Origin of the sequence: Streptomyces sp. NPDC058685 (genome assembly GCF_042714725.1) — a bacterium.
GTDB lineage: Bacteria > Actinomycetota > Actinomycetes > Streptomycetales > Streptomycetaceae > Streptomyces.
Map to the genome: position 1 here is coordinate 208,358 of NZ_JBHXSL010000004.1, position 17,278 is coordinate 225,635.

Genomic DNA, 17,278 nt, shown 5'->3' on the forward strand with positions numbered 1-17,278 from the left:
CGCGGGCGCACCTGACACGCCCGGCGCACCTGACACGCCCGGGTGTCCGAGCGCCTGAGCCCTGAGCACCTGGTCGTGGGGGCGCGGGGCGGCCCGTGTGAGCCGCCCCACATCCCGCGTACCCGGCGTCCGGTCGGGCAGGAGTCGATCCGAGCGGCCGCAGCCCCCTCGTGGTGATCACTCAGTGAGCGGGACATCTCACGATGTGATTGCCCCGGGTCGGAGTGCGGCCGCTCGTTAAACTGAGCCGACCGCAGTAATGGCTGTGGTGCAGAGACCGAGCGAGGAGCGCACGTGGGCCTTGTCGTGCAGAAGTACGGAGGTTCCTCCGTTGCCGATGCCGAAGGCATCAAGCGCGTCGCCAAGCGAATCGTGGATGCCAAGAAGAACGGCCACCAGGTGGTCGTCGTGGTATCCGCGATGGGCGACACGACGGACGAGCTGATCGATCTCGCCGAGCAGGTATCCCCGATCCCTGCCGGACGGGAATTCGACATGCTGCTGACCGCGGGAGAGCGGATCTCCATGGCCCTGCTGGCCATGGCGATCAAAAACCTGGGCCACGAGGCCCAGTCGTTCACCGGCAGCCAGGCCGGCGTCATTACCGACTCGGTGCACAACAAAGCGCGCATCATCGATGTGACGCCGGGCCGGATCCGTACGGCGCTCGACGAGGGCAACATCGCCATCGTCGCCGGCTTCCAGGGCGTGTCCCAGGACAAGAAGGACATCACCACCCTCGGCCGTGGCGGTTCGGACACCACCGCCGTGGCCCTCGCCGCGGCGCTGGACGCCGAGGTGTGCGAGATCTACACCGACGTGGACGGCGTCTTCACCGCCGACCCGCGAGTGGTGAAGAAGGCCCGGAAGATCGACTGGATCGCCTTCGAGGACATGCTGGAGCTCGCCGCCTCGGGCTCCAAGGTGCTGCTGCACCGCTGCGTCGAGTACGCACGCCGATACAACATTCCGATCCACGTCCGCTCGTCCTTCTCCGGACTGCGCGGCACCTGGGTCAGCAACGAGCCGCAGGGAGACCAGCAGGTGGAGCACGCCATCATCTCCGGAGTCGCCCACGACGTCTCCGAGGCCAAGGTCACGGTCGTCGGAGTGCCGGACAAGCCGGGCGAGGCCGCGGCCATCTTCCGCACGATCGCCAACTCCGAGATCAACATCGACATGGTCGTGCAGAACGTCTCGGCGGCCACCACCGCCCTGACCGACATCTCCTTCACCCTCCCCAAGACCGATGGTGCCAAGGCCATCGACGCCCTGGAGAAGGCGAAGAGCGCGATCGGCTTCGAGTCCCTGCGCTACGACGACCAGATCGGCAAGATCTCGCTGGTCGGCGCCGGGATGAAGACCAACCCCGGTGTCACGGCCTCCTTCTTCGAGGCGCTCTCCGACGCGGGCGTGAACATCGAGCTGATCTCGACCTCCGAGATCCGCATCTCGGTCGTCACGCGCGCCGACGACGTGAACGAAGCCGTCCGCGCCGTGCACACCGCCTTCGGCCTCGACTCCGACTCCGACGAGGCGGTCGTCTACGGGGGCACCGGGCGATGATCCGCAAGCCGGCACTCGCGGTCGTCGGAGCGACCGGAGCCGTCGGCGCGGTGATGCTCCAGATCGTCTCGCAGCACGAGGACGTCTGGGGCGACGTACGACTGATCGCCTCCCCGCGCTCCGCCGGCCGCAAGCTGGCCGTGCGCGGGGAGGAGACCGAGGTCGTGGCGCTGAGCGAAGAGGCCCTGGAGGGCATCGACGTCGCGCTCTTCCTGGTGCCCGCGGACGTCTCCGCACAGTGGGCGCCGATCGCCGCCGCCAAGGGCGCGGTGGTCGTGGACAGTTCGGCCGCCTTCCGGGCGGACGCCGAGGTCCCGCTGGTCGTTCCCGAGATCAACCCCCATGCCCTGCGGGTGCGCCCGCGGGGCATCGTGGCGAGCCCGCACGACACCACGCTGGCGATGATCCCGGCGATCGGCGCGCTGCACGCCGAGTTCGGGCTCGACGAACTGGTCGTCTCGTCCTACCAGGCCGTCAGCGGCGCCGGCCGGGACGCCGTCGCCGCGCTGCGTACGCAAATGTCGCTGGTCGCCGGTACGGAGCTGGGCACCGGACCGGGCGACGTCCGCCGGGCCGTCGGCGACGAGCTCGGACCCTTCGCTGCGCCCCTCGCGCTGAACGTCGTGCCGTGGTCCGGGACCGTGGAGGACGGCGGCTGGTCGTCCGAGGAGCTCGGGCTGCGGGCCGAGACGCGCAAGATCCTCGGCCTGCCGTCCCTGCGGGTGTCGGCGACGTTCGTCCGCGTGCCCGTGGTCACCACACACTCCCTCGCGGTGCACGCGCGCTTCGAGAGCGAGGTGACGGTGGAGCGGGCGCACGACATCCTGGCCACCTCACCGGCGGTCGTGCTCTACGACGATCCCGAGGCGGCGGACTTCCCCACCCCGGCCGATGTGGTCGGGACGGACCCCACCTGGGTGGGCCGGGTGCGCCGGGCGATGGACGACCCGTGTGCGCTGGACCTCTTCCTCTGCGCCGACAACCTCCGCAAGGGAGCGGCGCTGAACTCCGCGCAGATCGCCGAGGCCGTGGCCGCCGAACTCGCTTCCCCCGCCTCCCCGGGTAATCCGGCGCGAGGCCGCTCCGGATCTTTGTAGGATCTGTGAACGCCCTGTGATCAAGTCGATGGTCTGTACCGCTTGTCGTGGGGTGTGTGAATGTTCGACTATTCGCTTCCCGCCATCTGCAACCGGCAGCAGGGCGGGAAGCGTCTTTGCGGTCGCCCCTGTTCGGTACCGCGACAATATGGGGCATTGGGGAAGAGCGAGTACGCATGAGGGCAAACCGATCACCGTCAAAAGCGGTGGCGTACGCGTACAACCCTGACGGGGGGAAGCGTGTCCAACAGGCGTGGCAGAGGTACTCGACATCGCAGGGGTGGTCCCGGTTCGCGGCGCAACAGTGCGCCCGTTCCGCAGACCCCGCCCGTCCGGCGGCATGCCGGTGATCGCCCCCATGCCTGCGCCACGAGCCGGCCGCATCACGTCCCAGCGCGAGGGCGCTGAAGAGGCCATGGCTGCGGGTACGACCGTCGATCACCTCACCGAGACCTACCGCGCCCACTACCGGTCGCTGCTGGGTCTCGCCGCGCTGCTCCTGGACGACACGGCCTCCTGCGAGGACGTCGTGCAGGAGGCGTTCATCCGTGTCCACTCGGCGCGCAACCGTGTGCGCGAGCCGGAGAAGACCCTCGCCTATCTGCGGCAGACGGTCGTCAACCTCTCCCGCTCCGCGCTGCGCCGCCGCATCCTCGGACTCAAACTGCTCTCCAAGCCGATGCCGGACATGGCGAGCGCCGAGGAAGGGGCGTACGACCAGCTGGAGCGCGACGCGCTGATCAAGGCGATGCGCGGACTCCAGCGCCGCCAGCGCGAGGTGCTCGTGTTGCGGTACTTCGCCGACATGACGGAAGCCCAGGTCGCCGAGACGCTGGGCATATCCCTCGGGTCGGTGAAGGCGTACGGCTCGCGCGGCATCGCCGCACTGCGCGTCGCCATGGAGGCGACGGCATGAGCGGGCACAGCAACAGGTTTGAGCGGCATGGGCCGGACGGGCCGTTTGACGACCGGACTGGAAACGGAATTGTGAGCAACGGGCCGGAAAACGAGCTCGGCGGCCTCGGAGAGGCTCTGGGCGGCGACGAACAAGCCCTGCGCCGGCTGATGCAGGGCGCGGTGCAGGACCTCGAACCCACCGAGGGAGCCCTCGACCATCTGCGCAAGGCGGTCCCCGCCCGACGTGCGCGCAAGCGGCAGGCCCTCGTCGGTGTGGCCGCCGCGGCAGTGCTGATGGGCACGGCGGTCCCCACCTTCGTGCATGTCGCGAGCTCGGGCAGCAATGAGAGCGCGAACCCCGTCAACGCCGGGCACGGCGAGCAGGCGCAGGGCGGTACCGGCGCCGAGACGGGTGATGCCGGGGGCGAGAGGGGCACGGACCAGCCCACCGGCGGGCCGGACGGCACGCCGACCAGCGCGCCGGGCTCCAGCCCCGCGGTCGGGCCCCAGCCCGGCACGGGCACCGGGGACGGCGGCACGGGCGACACGGCGGTTCCGCCGGGCGTCAACGCCTCCGACCTCCCGGTCTGCGACCCCGCGCAGCTCGGCGGCACCTCGACCGTGGGCGCCCCGGACGCCGAGGGCAAGGTCTACGGCACCTTCCGGGTCGCGAACGTCTCCACCACCGAGTGCATGATCAAGGGCCAGGGCAACGTCGGCTACCAGGCCATGGGTGCGGCAGACCGCGACAAGATCGCAGTCCAGACGCACACCGCGGGCGACGCGGCGAGCGGTCTGCCCGACCCCTCGCAGGAGGCCCCCGAGCTGCTGCTCGCGCCCTCCGCCGCGTACGAGGTGAAGTTCGCCTGGGTCCCGAGCGAGACCTGTCCCACCCCCGGCTCACCCGAGCCGACGCCCACGGACGGCGGCTCCGGGGCGACGACCACCGGTACGGGCGCGTCCACGGAGAACGCCCAGACGCAGCTCCTCGCGGAGGACGGTGTCTCGGACGGCAGCGTCGAGGTGACCCACGTCCCGGAGGCGGGCGCCCCGGGCGCGGGCGTGACGGTCCCGAACGCGTGCGCGGGCACGATCTACCGGACGGGCCTGCTGAACGCGTCGTAGGGCTGTGCTTGTGCTTGTGGCTGTGGCCGCCGCTCGGCGCCTCGACGGGCGGCGCGTGGCGCGGCGGCAGTCTATGGACTCTGTGGGCCTGTTCCGGTCAGGGGAGCGGGCCCACAGACATGTCCGCGGCGGTGGCGGACGCGCCGTGCCGACGGGGTTGCCGGGGCACGCCTCGGGCGAGCTGGGGCGCGGTCCTGGCGTGGCGCGTGCCGACCGGGTTGCCGGGGCGCGGCTCGGGATGGGCTTGGTGCGTGTCGACCGGGTTGTCGGGGTGCGCGGCACGGGCTGCGGCTCGGCGGGTCAGTCTGGTGGCGCGGGGTGGGGTTCGGCGGGTCAGTCGGGTGGCGCGGCTCAGTGCGGCTCGGACCGCTCGCTCGGACCGGGCTGGGCGCGGCTTGGCACCTTCGGACCGGGCTGGGGCTCGGCGTGGCTCGACCGCGCGGCGTGGGGTCGGACCGGTGCGGCTCGGGCCGGCTCGTGCTCCGTACGGCTCGGACCGGTTGGGACGCGCCTCGGCGCTCCGGTCCGGCTCGGGCTCGGCGTGGGGCGTGCCGGTCGGTGCGGCTCAGACCGGCTCGGGCTCCAGGCCCAGTGCGCGGTCCCTCGCCGCCTCCGCCTCGCGGCGCAGCAGCCGGAACCACATGAACAGCACGAAGGCCGCGAACACGAACCACTCCCCGGTGTAGCCCAGGTTCTGGAACGCCTTCAGGTCCAGCCCGCTGCCCTCCGGCACCGACGCCGGCACCGGCACGAGGCCGCTGTCCGCCGTGGTCAGGGTGACCCAGCCGTCGTACACATCGTCCGGCACGAGGTTGACCAGTGAGGCCGCGCTGATCATCCCCAGCTGCCCGCTCGGCAGCCCGCCTGCCGTGTGCACTCCATCCGTCCCCGACGTCTCGGACGCCTGGAGCGCACCGGTCACCGTGACCTGTCCGCCCGGGGCGGCGGGCGCCGGCTTGCCGCCGGCCAGCCAGCCCCGGACCACGGGCAGCGTCCGGCCGCCGTCGGTCTTCAGCAGCGTCAGCACGTACGAGCCGTTCCGGCCGTCCAACTCCCGGTCCGGCACCAGGAACTGCCTGCCGTAGACCCCCGTGGCGGTGGCGGGCCGCCCCGACGTCTTCTGGTCCACGGGCAGCAACTGCTCGAGCGGAGCTGCCACCTGTTCACCGGGGGCGGGCCTGCGTTCGGCCTCCTGATGGGTGTCGACCCGGTCCTCGAACTTCCCGAGCTGCCAGGACCCCATGAAGATGCAGAAGGGGATCGCCAGCACGACGAAGACGTTGATGCCCCACCAGCGGGGAGTCAGCAGGAACCGGTACACGCCTCCACGGTACGGAACCCGTCGCGCTTACTCCGTCGCGACCCCCTCTCCGAGAGGCGTGGTCGCGTCTCCCAGGTGTGCGGCGGCGAACGCGATCTCCAGGCCGACCTGCTTGATCCGCTCCTCCACCACGAGCGATCCGTGTCCTGCGTCGTACCGGTACACCTCGTGGACCGCGCCGCGCGCCGCCAGTCGGTCCACGTAGTTCTCCACCTGACGGATGGGGCAGCGCGGATCGTTGACGCCCGCCGAGATGTAGACCGGCGCCCGGACCGCGTCCACGTACGTCAGGGGGGACGACGCCTCGAACCGCTCCGGCACCTCCTCCGGTGTACCGCCCAGGAGGGTGCGGTCCATCGCCTTCAGCGCCTCCATCTCGTCGTGGTAGGCCGTGACATAGTCCGCGACCGGCACGGCCGCCAGCCCGACCGCCCAGGCCTCGGGCTGGATGCCGAGGCCGAGCAGGGTGAGATATCCGCCCCACGAGCCACCCGCCAGGATCAGCTTCGCGGGGTCGGCGAGCCCGGAGGTCACGGCCCATTCGCGGACCGCGGCGATGTCCTCCAGCTCGATCAGCCCGACGCGGTGCTTGAGCGCGTCCGTCCACGCCCGCCCGTATCCCGTCGACCCGCGGTAGTTGACCCGCACGACCGCATAGCCGTGGTCGATCCATGCGGCGGGACCGGCCGCGAAGGCGTCGCTGTCGTGCCAGGTCGGGCCACCATGGATCTCGAACACGGTCGGCACCGGGCCCGTGGTGCCGACGGGGCGCTGCACCAGCGCGTGGACACGGCCCCCGGGTCCCTCCACCCACGCGTCCTCCACCGGCACCGACTCGGGCGCCTTCATGCCCGGAGGGTCGAGCACCACTCCGCCGGCGGTGGATCGCACCTGCGGCGGCTGCGCGGCGGACGACCACAGGTACTCCGCCTCGCCGTCCGGGCGGGCCGTCGCGCCGGAGACCGAACCCGCCGGCGTCTCGATCCGTACCAGCTCACGCGTCGCGAGGTCGTAGCGCCACAGCTCACCCCGAGCCTCGAAGCTGTGCGCGACCAGCAGCCCGGAGCCGTCCGGATACCACTCGGCGTTCACATCGCCCGGGAGGTCGATCGCGAGATCGGTCTCCTCGCCCGATGCCACGTCCCAGACCATCGGCTCCCAGCGGCCTCGCCGCTGATGCCCCACGAGCAGCCGGGTGTCCCCGTCCACCGGGGCGAAGCCGAGGACTTCGAGACCGAGCTCCTTCGTGCCTCCCTCGGTGTCGTCCAGCTCGGCGACCGGACTGCCGTCGATGCGTACGACGCGCAACGCCGAATGCATCGCGTCCCCGTGCTCGGTGTGCTCGATCGCGACGAGCGTCCCGTCGTGGGAGAGGTCCCCGACCCCGGCCGACTCCCGGTGCCGGTAGATCTCCACCGGCTCCTCGCCCTCCCGGACGACATGGATCGTCGTGCCGTCCTCGTCGGTCGACCGGCCGACCACCGAAGCGCCGTGGCGGCCGATCGCCAGCCCCGCCGGATAGGAGGGCGCGAGGCCCGGCGCCGCGGGCTCGTCGTCCCCGCCGGCGAAGGGCTGCCGCATCCATATGCCGAACTCGTCCCCGTCGGTGTCCGAGAACCACCAGAGCGACGCACCGTCGGGCGACAGCACTCCGTCCGTCGTGCCGTTCGGCCGGTCGGTCGCCTGCCGCTGCTCGCCGGTCGAGCGGTCCCAGGCGTACAGCTCGTACGTCCCGGTGGCGTTCGACACGAAGAGTGCGTGGTGGGGTGCGTCCTCGGCCCAGTCGGGCAGGGAGACGCGCGGCGCACGGAAGCGCTTCTCCCAGTCGGGCATCGAGTCAGTGATCTCAGTCATGACCCCATTCTGCGCCGGACCCTCCACAAACCGTCGGCGTGCTCCGCAGCCTGTGGACAACCCGGCGCTTGTGGACACCAGGGCCACCCGTTCGGGGAGTCGGGCCGAACGTCCGTGCCCTGGTGATGTCAGTGCCCCGGTGCACACTCGCCGTATGACCGAACTGCGCAGGACAGTCGAGACCTACTGGTCGGCCGCGGAGGCCCGGGACTGGTCGACGTTCGCGACCACCCTCAGCGACGACGTCGTGTACGAGCTGCCGCAGACCCGTGAGCGGATACGCGGCAGGGACGCGTACGTCCGGTTCAACCGCGAGTACCCGGACACCTGGCACATCAGCGTCCACCGCCTGGTCGCCGACGCCGGGAGCAACCACGTGGCGACCTGGGTGCACGCCGTGGTGGGCCCGGAGGAGATGTCCGCGGTCACGTTCTTCACGGGTGACGACGACGGCAGGATCACGACGGTCACCGACTTCTGGCCGGAGGCGTACGAGCCCCCGCCGGGCCGGGAGCACCTGGTCGAGCGCTACTGAACCGGCTCCCATGCGTCACCAGGCCGGTGGCTCACGGCAGTCGGGCGTCCGGCCCGCCGGCGCGCACCGCGACCGCCGCCGCATAGCCGGCGTCCACCGGCAGGTCCGTGAGCAGCCAGTCGGTCAGCTCGGCGGGCCGGGGCCCGGCCCCCACGTAAGTGACCGACACGTCCTCGGTGAGGCCGACTCCGGCCGCCTTCAGCACGGCTTCCTTGCGGGTCCAGCAGCGCGTGAAGCCGAAGGCCCGTTCACCGGCGGGAAGAGCGGCCAGCTCCGTACGCTCCCGCGGGTGCAGTTGCGTCGCGACATCGGTGATCGTGCCGTCGTTCGGGACGATCTCGACGTCGACCCCGACCGGCGCGGACGCGAGGGCGAGCAGCACCATGCCGCTGGTGTGCGAGAGCGAGAAGTGCACCTCGCCGCCGGGGACGACGGGCCGTCCGTGGGGGCCGCCGCAGTGGGCGCACGGTTCGCGGTCCATCGTGACCGCTTCCGGCGCGAGCCCGAGCCGCTCACCGAGGAGCCGGCGCAGGGCCACATGGGCGACGGCGTAGGCGTTCCGGTCCGCCGTCCGGAAGAAGCCGTCGAGCCGCGCGGATTCCTCGGCGTCGAGAAGGTGGCGATGGGCGAGCGCGTCCTCGGCGTGGTCGGTGACCCGGCCGGACCACAGCAGCTCCACACCCGGGGGCGGTGCCACCGGTTCGCGGTCGGTCGGTATCCCCGTCGACATGAAGTCCCCTTCCTCAGGCCAGTAAGCGTAGCCAAACGATCGCATCGAACTAACGGTCCTATGGTGCCGTTAGGATGGAGTGAGGGATGGGGCGGCTCTTGGCCGCGATCGATTGCCGCAGCTCATCGAGGCGGCCCGTCGGACGAAGGAGGGCCGGGATGACGAACGACAAGACGACCACGAAGCCTGCTGCGAAAGCGGCTGACACGACGACCGAGAGCGCGCCGTCGGATGGTGCCGGCACCCTCTTCGCGGAGGTGGCCGGGACCCCGGGGACCGTTCGTCCGGGTGGCCGCACCGCCCGCGTCCGGGCCGCAGTTCTGGAGGCCGCCGGCGACGCCCTCGTCGAGCACGGGTTCCACGGCCTCGACCTCGCCGATGTGGCCCGGCGGGCGAACGTCGGCAAGACGACCGTCTACCGCCGCTGGTCCACGGTCACCGGGCTGGTCGCCGATCTGCTGGAGGACATGGCCGAGCAGTCCGTGGCCCGTGCGGACACGGGGCGTCTCTCCGGCGACCTCCGCGCCAACGCCCGCCTCGTCGTCGAAACGCTCACCGATCCCCGTCAGGGTGCCCTGTTCAAGGCGGTGATCGCCGCCGCCACCTGCGACGAGCGCACATCGCAGGCCCTGAACCGCTTCTACGCGACCCGTATCGAGGAGTGGGCGCCGTGCGTCGACGCGGCGGTGGCGCGTGGTGAACTCCCGGCGGGCACCGACGCGCGGGAAGTGATCCGCGCCGTGTCCGCCCCGCTCTATTACCGCCTGCTCGCCAGCGGCGACCCGCTCGACGAAGCGACGGCGGACCGGGCCGCGGCAGCGGCGGAGGCGGCCGCACGCGCGGGAGCGTATGCCGTGGAGAGCCCCGGAGCGCTCTGACGTACGCCGCGAGTGCCGGGGCGAACAGCGAGAGCGGCGGGACGTACACCGGAGCCAGTGACCTACGCCGGAGCCGGTGACGTACGCAGAGGGCTCGCCGCCGACGTACGCCGGGGCCGGTGACGTACGCGGAGGGCCCTCGGCGTACGGCGAGGCTCTCGGTCGGACGACGGAAGTCCCGGGAGGTACGACGAGGGCCCGACCCCCACGTGGGGATCGGGCCCTCGGCTCGTGCGGTAGCCGCGGATACCCGCGGCGCTGTTCGGCTCAGGCTCAGATGTTGACGCCGAAGTCCTGCGCGATGCCGCGCAGGCCGGAGGCGTAGCCCTGGCCGACCGCGCGGAACTTCCACTCCGCGGCGTTGCGGTACAGCTCGCCGAAGACCATCGCGGTCTCCGTCGAGGCGTCCTCGCTCAGGTCGTAGCGCGCGAGCTCGGCGCCGCCGGCCTGGTTGATGACGCGGATGAACGCGTTACGCACCTGGCCGAAGGACTGCTGGCGGCTCTCGCCCTCGTGGATCGAGACCGGGAACACGATCTTGTCGACCTCGGCGGGCACGCCCGCCAGGTTCACCTTGATCTGCTCGTCGTCGCCCTCGCCCTCACCGGTGAGGTTGTCACCGGTGTGCTCCACGGAGCCGTCCGGGCTCTTCAGGTTGTTGAAGAAGACGAAGTGCGAGTCGGTGAGCACCTTGCCGTTGGCGTCCACCAGCAGCGCGCTGGCGTCCAGGTCGAAGTCCGTGCCGGTCGTGCTGCGTACGTCCCAGCCGAGGCCCACGACTACCGCAGACAGGCCCGGGGCCTCCTTGCTGAGCGAGACATTGCCGCCCTTGGACAGGCTGACACCCATGGAAATCCCCTGCGCAATCCGGCGCGGGCCGCGCCTCTCTTGACGATTCCTTTGCCCACGAGGGCAACGAGCGACCAGGGGTGTCGGTTCCCCAAACTTCGCATAAGCTTTGACTTATATAAGCGATGGCTGCAGAGTGGATGACGTGCACGCATTCGATGTTCTGGGGGACCCGGTACGGCGACGGATCCTGGAGCTCCTCGCCGAGGGGGAGCAGCCGTCGGGAAGGGTCGGCGCGGTGATCCAGAAGGAGTTCGGGATCTCGCAGCCCGCCGTCTCGCAGCATCTGCGGGTGCTGAGGGAAGCGGGCTTCGCGTCCGTACGGGCCGAGGGCGCCCGCCGGCTCTACGCCGTCGACGCCGGCCCGCTGCGCGAGGTGGACGCGTGGCTGGACCGGTTCCGAGGCTTCTGGGAACAGCGACTGGACGCGCTCGGCACCGAGCTGGCGCGCGGCAGGCGCGAGCGTCGCGTAGGTGGAACCGCGCGAGAAGCGGCCCACCCGCCCGCCGGACAGAGAAGCACCGAATGACCGACGCGCACCACACCCCCAGTCAGGAGCAGTGATGAGCGATATCGTCGACCGGATCAACGACATCCACCGTGAGGTCGGCTCCAGGGCCGTGCCGTCGGGGGAGGCGCGCACGGTCGTGCTGCGGCGCACGTACGACGCCGCCGTCGAGGACGTGTGGGACGCCTGCACCGACCCGGAGCGGATCAGCCGCTGGTTCCTGCCGGTCAGCGGCGACCTCCGGCTGGGCGGCCATTACCAGCTGGAGGGCAACGCCGGCGGCGAGGTCCTGCGCTGCGAGCCGCCGGAACTGCTCAAGGTGAGCTGGCTGTTCGGCGAGAACCCCGGCTTCAGCGAGGTGCAGGTGCGGCTGACGCCCGAGGCCGACGAGCGGACCGTGTTCGAGCTGGAGCATGTGGCCGTCGTGCCGCCGGAGATGTGGGACCGCTTCGGCCCGGGAGCGGTCGGCGTCGGCTGGGACCTGGGGCTGCTGGGTCTCGGCCTCCATCTGGAGGGCAACACGATCGACGACCTGTCGGCCTGGCAGGCCTCGGACGAGGCCCGTGCGTTCATGACCCGCAGCAGCGAGGCCTGGGGCGTGGCGTATCGAGAGTCGGGAGCACCCGCCGACGAGGTGGCCGCGGCTGTCAGTGCCACGACGGAGGCCTACGCGCCGGAGCCGCCGGCGAGCGCCTGAGGCGGCGGAACCGTCGGCGTACACCTGAGGCGGCGGAACCGTTGGCGTACACCTGACACGCATCGGCGTGTCGGCGTGCCCGCGGTCCGTCCTGGGTATGGCTCGGCCGTGAAGTACTCGACGTCACTACCGATCAACGCCGCCCCCGACCGGATCTGGTCGGTGCTGACGGACGTCGAACGCTGGCCGGAGTGGACGCCGACAGTGACCACGCTGCACCGCCTGGACCAGGGCGAGTTCGCGGTCGGCAGCAAGGTCCGCATCAAACAGCCCCAGCTGCGGGTCGCGGTCTGGGAGGTCACCCAGCTGCACCGGAACACGTCGTTCACCTGGGTGGCCCACGCCCCCGGCGTCACCACCAAGGCCGGCCACGCCTTGAGCGTCCCTGCCGCTGACGGCGCTCCCGTCGAGGTGACGCTCGCCCTCGACCAGCGAGGCCCTCTGGCCGGACCGGTCGGCCTGTTCACGGCATCGCTGACGCGCCGCTACATGGAGACGGAGCTGCGCAGTTTGAAGGCGCGCTGCGAGATCGACGGGCCACGTGGGTGAGGCGAGGTGGACGACACGGTCTGCGCTCGGGCCGGACAGCCTGCCTGCACGCGTCTCATGGCAGACGCTCCTGTTGACCCTGAGCGGTGTTCTGCTTCGGGCTCGGTGAAACCGGTTCGACCGGGACGGCCAGGTACCGGAACTCTCCTCGGACACCCTCCTGTTGCGAGTAGGGCTCCCACGTGAGTGGGTAGGCGCCGCGCAGCGTCCGAGTGTGTGGTTCGTAGTCGCCTTCTGCCCAGAGGAACTCGCCGGCGAGGGTGCGACGGTCGTGGAGGGGTCGCCCGTCGCGGGCTTGTGCTGTCTCGCTCAGAAGGCTCGCTCGATCCATTCGCGCACGCTGATGGCCTGTCGCATGCGTTGGACGACAGCCGTCTTCGTCGATGGATCGAGGGTCTCGGGGAGTCGCTGAAAGGCGGCCGGCAGCACGTCCAGCAGGCTCAGGACCTGCTCCCCGGTCCGTACCCTCAGCAGCAGTTCACACCGCCACTGCGGGGACACGTCGGGTCGGTGGGTCAGGTCGTGCACGAGCCCGGGGAAGAGGTAGTGCCTGGCGGTGCCCGCCACGTGCTCGCGTAGCCAGTCGAGAGGCAAGCATTGGCTGAAGCCCAGTCGGGAAGCTTCCTCCTCCAGGCGCAGGAGACGGTCGGTGTCGACTGCCCGAATGGTGCGGGGCAGGGCTTCGGTCATGCAGTGATGATGCGCTGGGGACCCGTGTTCGTCACCAGTTGGCGGCCGGACCGCTTCGGCCCCGCACCCAGTCGTACGGTGCGGGGCCGACGTCGTGCGAGTGCCGTGGCCGGCTACTCCTGTCCGGCCGCGGTGCGGCGGCGCTTCCACCACACCAGGCCGCCACCGGCGGCCGCGAGGGCCGCGGCGATTCCGGCGATCAGCCCGACCGGCGTGCTGGAGCCCGTGTCGGCGAGGTCGCCTTGCGGGTCCTTCCCGCCCGTGCCGCCGCTGTTGCCGGTGGCCGGCGGCGTGGCGGGGTCGGTGGGCTTGTCCGTCGGGTCACCGGGGTTACCCGGATCCCCCGGCTCGGTCGGCGTCGGAGTCGGCTTCGGCCCCGGGGTGTCGTCGCCGCCGGAGAGGTCGGAGGAGACGGTGTTACCGCCCAGGAGCAGAAGGTTCGCGTCCCCGTCCTTGGCATTGTCCGTCAGCGTGCGCACCGATGACTTCGTCTCGCGAGGAAGGTAGCGGTGCTCGGCCTCGAAGCGGACCTTGGTCATGTTCTGCTTGGGCTGCTTGGAGAAGTCGACTCCGCCCACGCTCATGGTGTACGGGCCGCCGCCTGCGTCGTGCTCCCACTCCTGCTCGCCCTCACGCAGCGACTTCAAATAGGCCTGGTACACGCTCTCCCGCGTCCAGTCCTTGTTCTCGCCGCGCAGTGGCCACGAGGAGACGTCGTTGCTGTTGATGACCTTGCGGTAGTCGGTGGGGGACTTGGCATCCTGCTGCCGGATGAACTCCGCCGCCACACGCGCCGTGTAGGTGCGGCGCAGATCGGCGTAGCGCGGGTCGTCGTTCACACGACGCTCGACCTCGGGCATGATCAGCCGGTTCATACGGTCCTCGGTGGCCTTCTTCTCGGCCTCGTTGAACTCGCACAGGTACGGGTCGCCCGGCATATTGTCGATCTTCAGGTACTGGGCCTTGACCTTCAGCGGCGTGTCCAGGATGTGGATCCCGCCGTTCTCCTCCCGGACCACCGCGGTGCCCGGCTCGATCCAGTTGCGGACCTGGAACCAGCAGGGGATGCCCTGGGCGTTGCGGGGCAGCGACTTCCAGTACTGATCGGCCTCAGGGCGCTTCTTCGGGTTCATCGCGTCGGCGAAGTCCCTCTTCAGCTCCAGGTCGGCTTCCAGCAGGACCCGTCCGGCGTCGGTCTTCCCGAACGCGCTGTCCATGATCTTGTCGGGCTGGTCCGGGTTGAGGTTGACCCAGAACTTCTCCGGGGTCAGGGCGAGCCAGGTGAAGAACGCGTCGTTGATGAGCTGTGCCTTCTCCTTGCCTCCCCAGCCGGCGGTGTCCTCGGCGACCTCCTTGGCGGAGAAGCTGTAGTCGACGCCCTTGCCCTTGACCGGCTTGCCGATGTAGCGCAGGTCCAGCGTGGTGAAGTCCACCCCACCGGGTCCCTTGGGCTGGAGCCGATTGGGGTCGGCCGCGTTCTTGCGGTCCAGGAACTCCTTCATGTCCTTCGGGTTCGGCCGCGACTCACGGATCAGGTCCTGCGCACCGCCGCCGGTCACACCCTTGGAGCCCGGGGGCTGCATGGTGGTCGAGGTGTTTCGTACGCCGCCGCCCGGGGCCAACTCGACCTTACGAGAGCGGTAGTTGTACTCGGTCACCTTGCCCGGAGCGTTCTTCCTCAGCTCGTTCAGGTGGTCCTTCGCGGCCTTCTCCTGCGGCTCGGCGAAGATGTACTTCAGCGACTTGACCGGGGATTCCTTCTGCTTCGACCAGGCGATGTCACCCGGCTTCTGCTTCGGATCCGGGTGCCCGTTGGACTTGATCTCCAGCGACTGTCCGGTCCTCTTGTTCCACGCATCCGACTGACGCCGGTACGTCTTGCCGGTGTCGGGGTCGGTGTAGTCGAACTCCTTCTGGCAGATCCAGTCGTCACCGACGAGACCGTGCTCCTTGATGATCTTCTTCTCGAACGCCTTGCCGCGCGGGTCGTTCCCGGCGTTCTTGATCAGGATGATGTCGCGCCAGTAGGTGAAGTCCCCATATGCGTTCGGGTTCTTCTTGCTGGCCCGGATCCACTTCCACCAGACCCGGTCGACCGGCCGGGACTTCGGAGGCTCCTTGGCCTCCAGTTCCAGGCGCTTGTAGTCCGCCTCGGACGGCGCCTGAAGGCCGTCCCACTTCTTGCCCGGGTTCTCGTAGTCGTAGGTGTCCCACTGGGATTTCGCTCGCGACGCATCGCCGTCGGGCATCTCGACGATGGCGGCGAGGTCTTCCGCGAGATCGAAGTAGTCGCGGCAGAGCATGCCCGGGTTCGGTGGCTTCGCCGGTGCGGCATCTGCGCTGGAGGTCAGGCCCGGAAGGCCGGTGAACGTGAGAGTTGCCGCTGCGGCGACCGCGACAGCGGATGCCAGGCGTGCCCTCACGCGTAAACGTATGGATTTCACGCGCTTTGTCCCTTACCTGCGGGGGCTTGGGGACATGTGTGTGAGCGGTGTGAGCCCCCGTGACATGACACCGTCAGCGAGGCAGCCTAGTACCAGAACTCTCCGTTCGCGCAAGCCAATTGAGGGTGTGTCGCACGAACCGGCGCTGCCCTGTCAGGGGCGCCGGGTAGGGTCGGCCGGTATGGAGATGACCGACGACGAGTACCAGGAACTGGCCGAGCTGGACCGCATTCGCGCCGGCAACCCCGTCCTGGACGCCTGGCTTCGGATCCAGCAGCAGGAGTTCCCCGCATGGGCCCAGCAGCACGACGGGGACTGGGACTTCAGCCCCGCCTCGCTCGAGCGCGCGGAGGCGCTGGTCCGCTCCCGCTACACCAGCAGTGACCAGGCATGGGCTGAACGCGGCGGCGACTTCCTCCAGACGGCGTCCTGGTACGTCGGCGAGGTCCACAACCGCACGTGCGGCACCCAGTGGCAGTTCCACCCCGACTCGGCCGACGCGGATCCGGCCGTGTGGCCGTTCGTCACCGTGCCGTTCGACCGGCTCTTCGACTTCGAGGACGAAGACGGCATCGAATCCGACGCCCGACCCCTGTACACGCCGGTCAACCGCCTGTGCGGAATCCTCGACGCGGGTGGCGGGAGCCTGGTCGCCGACCTGGACATCCACACACCGTCCCCGCATTAGCGCCTGACCTGGTGTTTCCCTGTCGGGGTGGCGGGATTTGAACCCACGACATCTTCGTCCCGAAGCAACTTGGGTGGGGGCTCTGCCTTGGGTTGGTGTGGCTCTGAGCTGCTGTGATGGTCCGTAGGTGGCCATGGATGTCCCCAGCTGTCCGCCTGCGTTGTAACGCAGTCAGACACTCACCGTGTTGAGCTTTGCCCGTCTCACCTTCTGATCCGTAGCTCTAGCCGGATCGGTCAGTGACGGCCATTCCGCCCGCTACTGGGCCGCAGAGGGTCATTAGCGGGCGGGGGCAGTTGCTGGGGTTGCGGTACCTGGCTGCTGTACCGCAGGATCTCGACGGGGGTTGACCATGGAACGGCATTTGCTGGAAAAGCTGTTGGCCGGTGAGGACGAGGCGTCCGTGGCTGCTCTGGCCGCCCTCCGCAGCGGCGCCACCTACCAGGTGTGGGATACGACGCATCCCGCAGAGCAGCATGCCGGGGTCTTTGCACTCCGACTTCGGCGCATGCGGCTACGCGGAGTCGAACCTCTTGGGCTGGAACGAATGGTGCAGCTCCTCCGCGAGCATGGCCGGCCGGTGCGCGGAGGGCTGATCGATTCTGTCGATCAGAAATGGACCTTCCTGATCTACTTCACCGAAGACGGCAGCGCACTGGTGGCTTGCGCCCGCCTGCAACGGTGGGTCGAGCAATCACCGCTTTAGGAGCGAGATGGGGCGAGTTGGGATCTGACCTGCGGGATGCCGACTTCGGCGTCCGCTAGCTGTGACCTCCGTCAGCAGCCGCAGTCCCCTGTGAGTACCCGCCCAATCTGGCGCGGTTGTGGCACAGACAGCTTCCGATCCGTA

The 17,278-nt window shown here is 69.9% G+C and carries 17 protein-coding genes; 11 read left to right on the forward strand and 6 right to left on the reverse strand.

The features are described from left to right. Positions 1-294 precede the first annotated feature (294 nt). The 4 genes from ACFWU3_RS05525 to ACFWU3_RS05540 all read left to right on the forward strand — a co-directional run bounded on the left by ACFWU3_RS05525 (position 295) and on the right by ACFWU3_RS05540 (position 4,685). Entirely contained in the window at positions 295-1,566 is a 1,272-nt protein-coding gene (locus ACFWU3_RS05525) for an aspartate kinase (RefSeq protein WP_313945051.1), read from the forward strand. Beyond that, a complete protein-coding gene (locus ACFWU3_RS05530) occupies positions 1,563-2,663 on the forward strand; it encodes an aspartate-semialdehyde dehydrogenase (protein WP_384431527.1) in 1,101 nt (366 codons plus the stop codon). The genes ACFWU3_RS05525 and ACFWU3_RS05530 overlap by 4 nt, the downstream gene beginning before the upstream one ends. 253 nt (positions 2,664-2,916) lie before the next feature. Continuing rightward, positions 2,917-3,579, forward strand: a complete 663-nt coding sequence (locus ACFWU3_RS05535; protein WP_384431530.1) for a SigE family RNA polymerase sigma factor — start codon at positions 2,917-2,919, stop codon at positions 3,577-3,579. 71 nt (positions 3,580-3,650) lie between these two features. Then, the gene (locus ACFWU3_RS05540) at positions 3,651-4,685 is read left to right on the forward strand and encodes a hypothetical protein (RefSeq protein WP_384431533.1); all 1,035 of its coding nucleotides are present in this window, start codon (positions 3,651-3,653) and stop codon (positions 4,683-4,685) included. Positions 4,686-5,250: 565 nt separating this feature from the next. Here ACFWU3_RS05540 and ACFWU3_RS05545 read toward each other — a convergent pair. Beyond that, a complete protein-coding gene (locus tag ACFWU3_RS05545) occupies positions 5,251-6,006 on the reverse strand; it encodes an SURF1 family protein (RefSeq protein ID WP_384431535.1) in 756 nt (251 codons plus the stop codon). Between the two features lie 27 nt (positions 6,007-6,033). Continuing rightward, entirely contained in the window at positions 6,034-7,860 is a 1,827-nt protein-coding gene (locus ACFWU3_RS05550) for a S9 family peptidase (RefSeq protein ID WP_384431538.1), read from the reverse strand. 154 nt (positions 7,861-8,014) lie between these two features. Here ACFWU3_RS05550 and ACFWU3_RS05555 point away from each other — a divergent pair, with 154 nt between their 5' ends. Further along, positions 8,015-8,395 (forward strand): nuclear transport factor 2 family protein, encoded by a 381-nt coding sequence (locus ACFWU3_RS05555; RefSeq protein ID WP_384431541.1) that lies wholly within the window; start codon positions 8,015-8,017, stop codon positions 8,393-8,395. A gap of 31 nt (positions 8,396-8,426) precedes the next feature. Here the strand turns inward: ACFWU3_RS05555 and ACFWU3_RS05560 are convergent, their stop codons facing one another. Then, entirely contained in the window at positions 8,427-9,125 is a 699-nt protein-coding gene (locus ACFWU3_RS05560) for a 4'-phosphopantetheinyl transferase family protein (protein ID WP_384431543.1), read from the reverse strand. A gap of 158 nt (positions 9,126-9,283) precedes the next feature. Between ACFWU3_RS05560 and ACFWU3_RS05565 the strand changes: the two genes are divergently transcribed. Then, positions 9,284-10,003: a TetR/AcrR family transcriptional regulator gene (locus ACFWU3_RS05565; RefSeq protein WP_384431545.1), complete on the forward strand. Its 720-nt coding sequence runs from the start codon at positions 9,284-9,286 to the stop codon at positions 10,001-10,003. A gap of 273 nt (positions 10,004-10,276) precedes the next feature. Here the strand turns inward: ACFWU3_RS05565 and ACFWU3_RS05570 are convergent, their stop codons facing one another. Continuing rightward, positions 10,277-10,852, reverse strand: a complete 576-nt coding sequence (locus ACFWU3_RS05570; protein ID WP_327681936.1) for a TerD family protein — start codon at positions 10,850-10,852, stop codon at positions 10,277-10,279. A 145-nt stretch (positions 10,853-10,997) separates the two neighbouring features. On the opposite strand from ACFWU3_RS05570, the gene ACFWU3_RS05575 reads away from it, so the two are divergent. The 3 genes from ACFWU3_RS05575 (at position 10,998) to ACFWU3_RS05585 (ending at position 12,606) form a co-directional block, all read left to right on the forward strand. Beyond that, positions 10,998-11,381 (forward strand): ArsR/SmtB family transcription factor, encoded by a 384-nt coding sequence (locus ACFWU3_RS05575; RefSeq protein ID WP_384431549.1) that lies wholly within the window; start codon positions 10,998-11,000, stop codon positions 11,379-11,381. Between the two features lie 34 nt (positions 11,382-11,415). After that, on the forward strand, positions 11,416-12,057 hold the full coding sequence (locus ACFWU3_RS05580; protein ID WP_384431552.1) for an SRPBCC family protein: 642 nt from the start codon (positions 11,416-11,418) through the stop codon (positions 12,055-12,057). A gap of 108 nt (positions 12,058-12,165) precedes the next feature. Continuing rightward, the gene (locus ACFWU3_RS05585; protein ID WP_384431555.1) at positions 12,166-12,606 is read left to right on the forward strand and encodes an SRPBCC family protein; all 441 of its coding nucleotides are present in this window, start codon (positions 12,166-12,168) and stop codon (positions 12,604-12,606) included. Positions 12,607-12,915: 309 nt separating this feature from the next. Here the strand turns inward: ACFWU3_RS05585 and ACFWU3_RS05590 are convergent, their stop codons facing one another. Beyond that, positions 12,916-13,296 (reverse strand): hypothetical protein, encoded by a 381-nt coding sequence (locus tag ACFWU3_RS05590; protein ID WP_384431558.1) that lies wholly within the window; start codon positions 13,294-13,296, stop codon positions 12,916-12,918. A gap of 113 nt (positions 13,297-13,409) precedes the next feature. After that, positions 13,410-15,719 carry an LAETG motif-containing sortase-dependent surface protein gene (locus tag ACFWU3_RS05595; protein ID WP_384431561.1) on the reverse strand — a complete coding sequence of 770 codons (2,310 nt, stop codon included), beginning with the start codon at positions 15,717-15,719 and terminating at the stop codon, positions 13,410-13,412. A gap of 202 nt (positions 15,720-15,921) precedes the next feature. On the opposite strand from ACFWU3_RS05595, the gene ACFWU3_RS05600 reads away from it, so the two are divergent. After that, positions 15,922-16,428: a hypothetical protein gene (locus tag ACFWU3_RS05600; RefSeq protein WP_384431564.1), complete on the forward strand. Its 507-nt coding sequence runs from the start codon at positions 15,922-15,924 to the stop codon at positions 16,426-16,428. 352 nt (positions 16,429-16,780) lie between these two features. After that, positions 16,781-17,134 (forward strand): hypothetical protein, encoded by a 354-nt coding sequence (locus tag ACFWU3_RS05605; RefSeq protein ID WP_351457594.1) that lies wholly within the window; start codon positions 16,781-16,783, stop codon positions 17,132-17,134. Positions 17,135-17,278 lie beyond the last annotated feature (144 nt).